The 6,000-nt window shown below is 50.5% G+C and carries 2 protein-coding genes and 1 pseudogene; 1 reads left to right on the forward strand and 2 read right to left on the reverse strand.

Features of this window, described 5'->3' with window-relative positions; genetic code table 11:
- Positions 1 to 461 precede the first annotated feature (461 nt).
- A pseudogene (locus ACUHMQ_RS07670) lies at positions 462 to 1,853 on the reverse strand (DEAD/DEAH box helicase); the annotation flags it as partial.
- Between the two features lie 441 nt (positions 1,854 to 2,294).
- Here ACUHMQ_RS07670 and typA point away from each other — a divergent pair.
- The gene (typA, locus tag ACUHMQ_RS07675; RefSeq protein ID WP_445294868.1) at positions 2,295 to 4,112 is read left to right on the forward strand and encodes a translational GTPase TypA; all 1,818 of its coding nucleotides are present in this window, start codon (positions 2,295 to 2,297) and stop codon (positions 4,110 to 4,112) included.
- Positions 4,113 to 4,184: 72 nt separating this feature from the next.
- On the opposite strand, the gene ACUHMQ_RS07680 is transcribed toward typA, so the two are convergent.
- Entirely contained in the window at positions 4,185 to 5,513 is a 1,329-nt protein-coding gene (locus ACUHMQ_RS07680; protein WP_445294869.1) for an SGNH/GDSL hydrolase family protein, read from the reverse strand.
- Positions 5,514 to 6,000 lie beyond the last annotated feature (487 nt).

Below are 6,000 nucleotides of genomic sequence, written 5' to 3' on the forward strand. Positions count from 1 at the left end.
ATCCCAAAGCTATATGTAGATGCCAGTACATCGCGTTACTGCTTGCAGTCTAAATATTCCCTGGAGTTCTGTGTTAGTAGTTGAGTATGTGGGGAATGCGGGCGTAAAAAAGCCGCCCATTGTTGAGAGCGGCTTTTTTATACAGTACTTAGATAGGTTCGCTATCTAGCCTAGACTGGTGCTTAGTCGAAATCACGGCCATTCGGGAAGGAAGGGCGGTTGCCACGTTTGGCTGTACCAGTACGGGCATCGCCACGACCACCAAAGCGGTTATTGCTGGCAGTGTTGCCATTACCATGGGAACGGGTGGTATTGCCGTTCTTGCGGTTACCGTTTTCAAATGGGCTATGTAACGTCAGACGTGGTTGTTCCGCGTATAGGCTGGGATCGGTTTCTAAACCTTTGAAATTTCCTTGGCGCGGTTTACGTTCAAAGCTGTTGCCATTATTAGGGGCAGCCTGGCGATCACCATAGCTCCGACGTTCACCTTGTGGTTTGCGATCTACCTGGGCAGTGCGGTCGCTGTTATAAGCGGGGCGTTCACCAAAGCTTGCGCGGTCGCCAGCAGGTTTCCGGTCACCATAGCTCTTACGTTCACCATATGGCTTACGGTCTTCGAAACGGTTTTGGCGATTACCATCACGCCCACCGCCGAAGCCTCGCTTGTCACCAAATCGACTACCACCATTACTGGGGCGTGGTTCAAAACGCGCCTTCAGGCCTTCAAATTCCACGGCGTTGATCTTGCGGCCAATGAATTTTTCGATACGGCGCAGGGCAGGCACTTCATGCTTGGCGGCAAACGAAATGGCAACACCTTCGCGACCTGCACGGCCGGTACGACCAATGCGGTGCACGTAGTCTTCAGCAAATTTCGGTAAGTCGAAGTTCACAACGTGGGTGATGCCTGCGACGTCGATACCGCGGGCGGCCACATCTGTGGCCACGAGCACATCGACTTCACCTTTCTTGAGGCGCGCCAACGTACGGGTACGCTCACGTTGTGGCATGTCACCGTGTAACGCCGCAGCTTTTCTGCCCTGACCAAGAAGACGGTCCGCCAGGTCGCCGGCATCCAGTTTAGTTGCGATGAAGATGATGGCTTGGCCAACAGTTTCATCGGCCAAAACATGATCAAGCAATTTGGTTTTATGGGTGATGTCGTCGGCGTAGTGCAGTTTTTCAACAATCTGTTCCTGACGACGTGCCGGCGCTGCAATCTCGATGCGCTCAGGATTGCTCAGTAATGATTGCGCGATAGTGGCGATATCGCCATCGAGTGTCGCCGAGAACAACGCGGTGACACGCTCTTTAGGCAGCTTGGTGGCGATATGTGCAATATCGTCACGGAAACCCAGGTCCAGCATGCGGTCGGCTTCATCGAGAACCAGCATTTCAAGCCGGGATAGATCAATGCGACCACGTTCGATCAGGTCAATCAGGCGACCAGGTGTCGCAACAAGAATTTCGACTGGGCTCGACAGAAGCTTGATTTGCAGGGGGTAGGGCATACCACCGACTACGCTGACCACCTTGGCGTGGCGAATCTGTTTACCGTAGGTCTCGGCAGCCGTCTTGATTTGAGCAGCAAGTTCACGGGTCGGCGATAGAACAAGAATACGTGGACCTTTGCCGGGCTTCTCGGATTTTTCAGTAAGAAAATTGAGGGCGGGCAGCATAAAGGCAGCAGTCTTACCTGTACCTGTTGCAGCAGAGGCCATCACATCACGGCGCGCCATCAGGGCAGGAATCGCGGCAGCTTGGATTGGTGTGGGCTGGGTGTAGCCCGAAGTAACCAGAGTATCAAGGATAGGCTGAGCGAGGCCGAGATCGGCAAATGTGACTTGAGTCAAAGCGATTTCCTAAGTAGGTGCGCTCCCCTGTGAGGGGTAAGGGAAGCACGGACGAAGCCGAACATGCGCGCCAAGCTGTATGAGCCCCTGAATAATTTGGGCCGGTAGAATAGACAATAAACTACCTAACGCAGCGAGCGAGGGATTCGTATTTACAATGCCTGTTATAGGCAACAAAGCTGGGATCGACAGAGGCCGGAATTACGGCAGTCTTGCGGATCGGCAGCGCCAACATCGACGCTAACCGAAATGGCGCCAAGTACCATTGAAACTACTGCAGCGCGGAGGTCAGGGACGATGATTCGTAGGGACAGAGCCCGACGAAGCGCCGCATTATCCTGAAAACAAAAGAAAAAATCAATCACTTTGTGCGGTGCAGTAGTTTTGGCATGCTAAAATCGGTGGTTTACAGCATTTCAGAACTGACAGGTTTTCTCAATCATGAGCCGCGCATTACGCAATATCGCCATCATCGCCCACGTTGACCATGGTAAAACCACCTTGGTTGACCAACTGCTGCGCCAATCTGGCACCTTCCGCGACAACCAGCAAGTCGACGAACGCGTGATGGATAGTAACGATCTTGAAAAAGAGCGTGGCATCACGATTCTGGCCAAGAATACTGCTATCGATTACGAAGGTACGCACATCAATATCGTTGATACCCCGGGCCACGCAGACTTTGGCGGCGAGGTGGAGCGTGTGCTGGGTATGGTGGACGGTGTGCTGTTGCTAGTGGATGCTGTTGAAGGCCCGATGCCACAGACCCGATTTGTGACAAAGAAAGCATTGGCACTGGGCCTGCGCCCTATCGTCGTAATCAACAAGGTGGATCGTCCTGGTGCGCGCCCTGACTGGGTGGTGGATCAGACGTTTGATCTGTTCGACAAGCTTGGCGCTACAGATGAGCAACTCGATTTCCCGATCATCTATGCCTCTGGCCTCAATGGTTTTGCCAAGATGACGCTGGCTGAAGAAGCCTCTGATATGCGTGCCCTGTTTGAAACCGTACTCAAGCATGTGCCTACGCCACCTGGCAGCCCAGATGCACCGCTGCAGCTTCAGCTGGCTGCATTGGATTATTCGACCTATACCGGCCGCTTGGGCGTTGGTCGTGTGTTAAACGGCCGTATCAAACCTGGCCAGCAGGTTGTGGTAATGAACCATGATGTGCAGGTTGCTGCCGGCCGTATTAATCAGGTGCTGGGTTTCCAGGGGCTGGACCGTATCCCGGTGGAGAATGCAGAAGCCGGCGATATCATCATTGTCTCTGGCCTGGAAGATATTGGTATTGGCGTAACCATCTGTGACAAAGAGGCGCCCGTGGGTCTGCCTATGTTGATGGTCGATGAGCCGACATTGACGATGGACTTTATGGTCAACTCTTCACCGTTGGCCGGGACTGAAGGCAAGTTTGTGACGTCGCGTCAGATTCGTGACCGGTTGACCAAAGAGCTGCTGACCAACGTGGCGTTGCGTGTGGAAGATACAGGCGATGCTGATGTGTTCCGTGTATCTGGTCGTGGCGAACTTCATCTGACTATTCTGCTGGAAAACATGCGCCGTGAAGGTTTCGAGATGGCCGTGGCTAAGCCGCGCGTGGTCTACAAGGAAATCAACGGTGAGAAGTGCGAACCGTATGAGAACTTGACCATCGATTTGGAAGATGAACATCAAGGCGGCATCATGGAAGAGATTGGTCGTCGCCGTGGCGAGTTGACCAATATGGAGTCGGATGGCCAAGGGCGTACCCGGCTTGAATACCGTATTCCCGCGCGTGGTTTGATCGGCTTCCAGTCGGACTTTATGACCATGACCCGTGGAACCGGTTTGATGAGCCACGTGTTTGATGACTACGGCCCTGTGAAGGCGGATTTGCCTGGCCGTCATAATGGTGTGCTGATTTCGCAGGAAAACGGCGAAGCAGTGGCTTACGCCTTGTGGAACCTGGAAGATCGCGGTCGTATGTTTGTCAACCCAGGTGACAAGCTGTACGAAGGCATGATTATTGGTATCCATAGCCGTGATAACGATTTGATCGTTAACCCAATTAAGGGCAAGAAGCTGACCAACGTACGTGCTTCGGGCACGGATGAAGCTGTGCGTCTAACTCCCCCAATTAAGCTGACGTTGGAGTCGGCTGTGGAGTTCATTGACGATGATGAACTGGTTGAAATTACGCCAGTAAGCATTCGCATTCGTAAGCGCCATTTGAATGAGCACGATCGCAAGCGGGCGATGCGTGCTTCTGAAGGCTAAGTCCAGTTGGTTAAGCGGTAAAAAAAACGGCAGCTATGAGCTGCCGTTTTTGTTTGAGGTTTATCTTCTGGATCAAGGGTGTGCTAGCGGAAAGTGAGATCGTAAAAACGGCGCAACATGATCACTTAGCAGTTTATGGGTGCGTGTTGTTGGATGGAGGACGTCCCAGAATACAAAGGTATCTGGATTTTTGCATTCTGGTCGTGTTTGATGATTGGTTAGGTACAGCGTGCTGACGTGAGCACCGTTGATGTTAAGGCAGGGAAGGGTGGTATTAGTCATGCCATAGGCACTAGGGTTATTCAGTAAGTCATTGAACAACGAGTAGCTATCGAATAGTTGAATATTCAATCCCCCGCCATTTTGAACCTTCAGATCTGAAATCATTTCAATAAGCTTGCTATTGTAGCTTAATACCTGAGCTGCTATGTCAGGGGCTCCTTTGCCTTGGAAAACGGGTGTGCGTGACAGATCCGGTAGATTAAGCAAGAGAATGTTCCGAGCACCAGAATTAATCAGATTTTGTAATCCGATCTTCTGTTCATTAATCGCATGCTCGACAGTACGATGGTAATTAATAAAATCATTACCACCGATCAGTACGGTGAATAGCGTATTCTCTGGTCTATATGCGGGTGCTTCTTGCATATATACCTTCCAAGATTGTACTTGCTCAGCAAGACCTGGAATGACGAACTCTTCTCTATCAGATCCAGCCCCGCCAACAGCCCAATTGTACATAGGCAGCTTCAATTCTTTAGCTAGATACTCTACCCAAACAGGTCCATTGCTGAAATGACCACGGTACCAACTCTTCTTATTTGGTAGTCTCCACTCTGAATTGTTGAACATATTCATCGTGTCAGACAAGCTGTCACCGAATACGATAATTTTATTGATCCGATTGGATTGGCTGGTGCTATCTATGCTCCATATCGAATAGTTGAATGAATACTTGTTGTTGGCTGCTGCCAACATGGTGACTTCCGGATTGAGTCCTTGGCGGCGGAGTGTTTGCTCGCAGACAGTGTTGAGTTCAGCTTGTGTGATGTCACTGTAAAACATATTTCCCGTTATGCTGGAAATACTGGACCACCAATAGCCGCTCACCCGGTAATAGTCATTGCTTACTGGATCGGTAGCCCATACATAGTCGGTAGTTGGCATGAGGCGGTTACCCGTGAGGTAGTAGCAGCGTAAATAGGTGTAAGTATTACTTTTTTGAGTATTAGCTGAGCGCTTTATAGCAGCATCTAGCGCTGCGCTTGAATTTAAGTCTGGGCTATGAAGCGGAAGATATTGCTCCAGTTTATGGTCTGGTTGAATACTCTTTGTGCTCATTTCTTCTGCATGAGCCCATGAAATCAGAATAGCGAAACTGAGCAATATTCTTATAGACATAACGCTTCCTTGAATTGAATGAATTCTTGAAGTCATTGTTAGCGGTGCTCCCCGTTGTGAAGCGCTTTAACTTCACGGGCCAACAAGACTTGATGCGATGCTAAGGAAGTTATATGTATTTGAATACGTAGTTGTTTCACTAAAGTGAAAACTTTGTATATAAAACGATAATTATTCTTTGTTTTTCTTTAGGCCAAAATAGGGGTGAGTAAAATGGGCGAAAACAGCCGAAGAAGCGGCATTTACGGGTAGGAATTGGGCATTCCAAGGATGTCTTCAACGCAGTATTGCTGACGCGCAGCAGACTTTAGACAAGTTCTAACAAAAAGTACCAGTCAGCGTTAGCTGACTGGTACTAGGTCATGTGCGCCCAGCATGGGCGCACTCCTGCGGGTGGAAGTCCCGCCGTAAGTTGATCACAGCGAACGAAGTGAAGCGCAACTGCGTGAGGGCGACCGAGCGTGGGAAGGAAGCGTGGATCGTAAAC

Source organism: Chitinimonas violaceus (assembly GCF_052601015.1).

What these genes read in the sequence shown, in the direction of transcription:
- typA (WP_445294868.1), top strand. Translation starts at nt 2,295, where the DNA reads ATGAGCCGCGCATTACGCAATATCGCCATCATCGCCCACGTTGACCAT.
- ACUHMQ_RS07680 (WP_445294869.1), bottom strand. Translation starts at nt 5,513, where the DNA reads ATGTCTATAAGAATATTGCTCAGTTTCGCTATTCTGATTTCATGGGCT.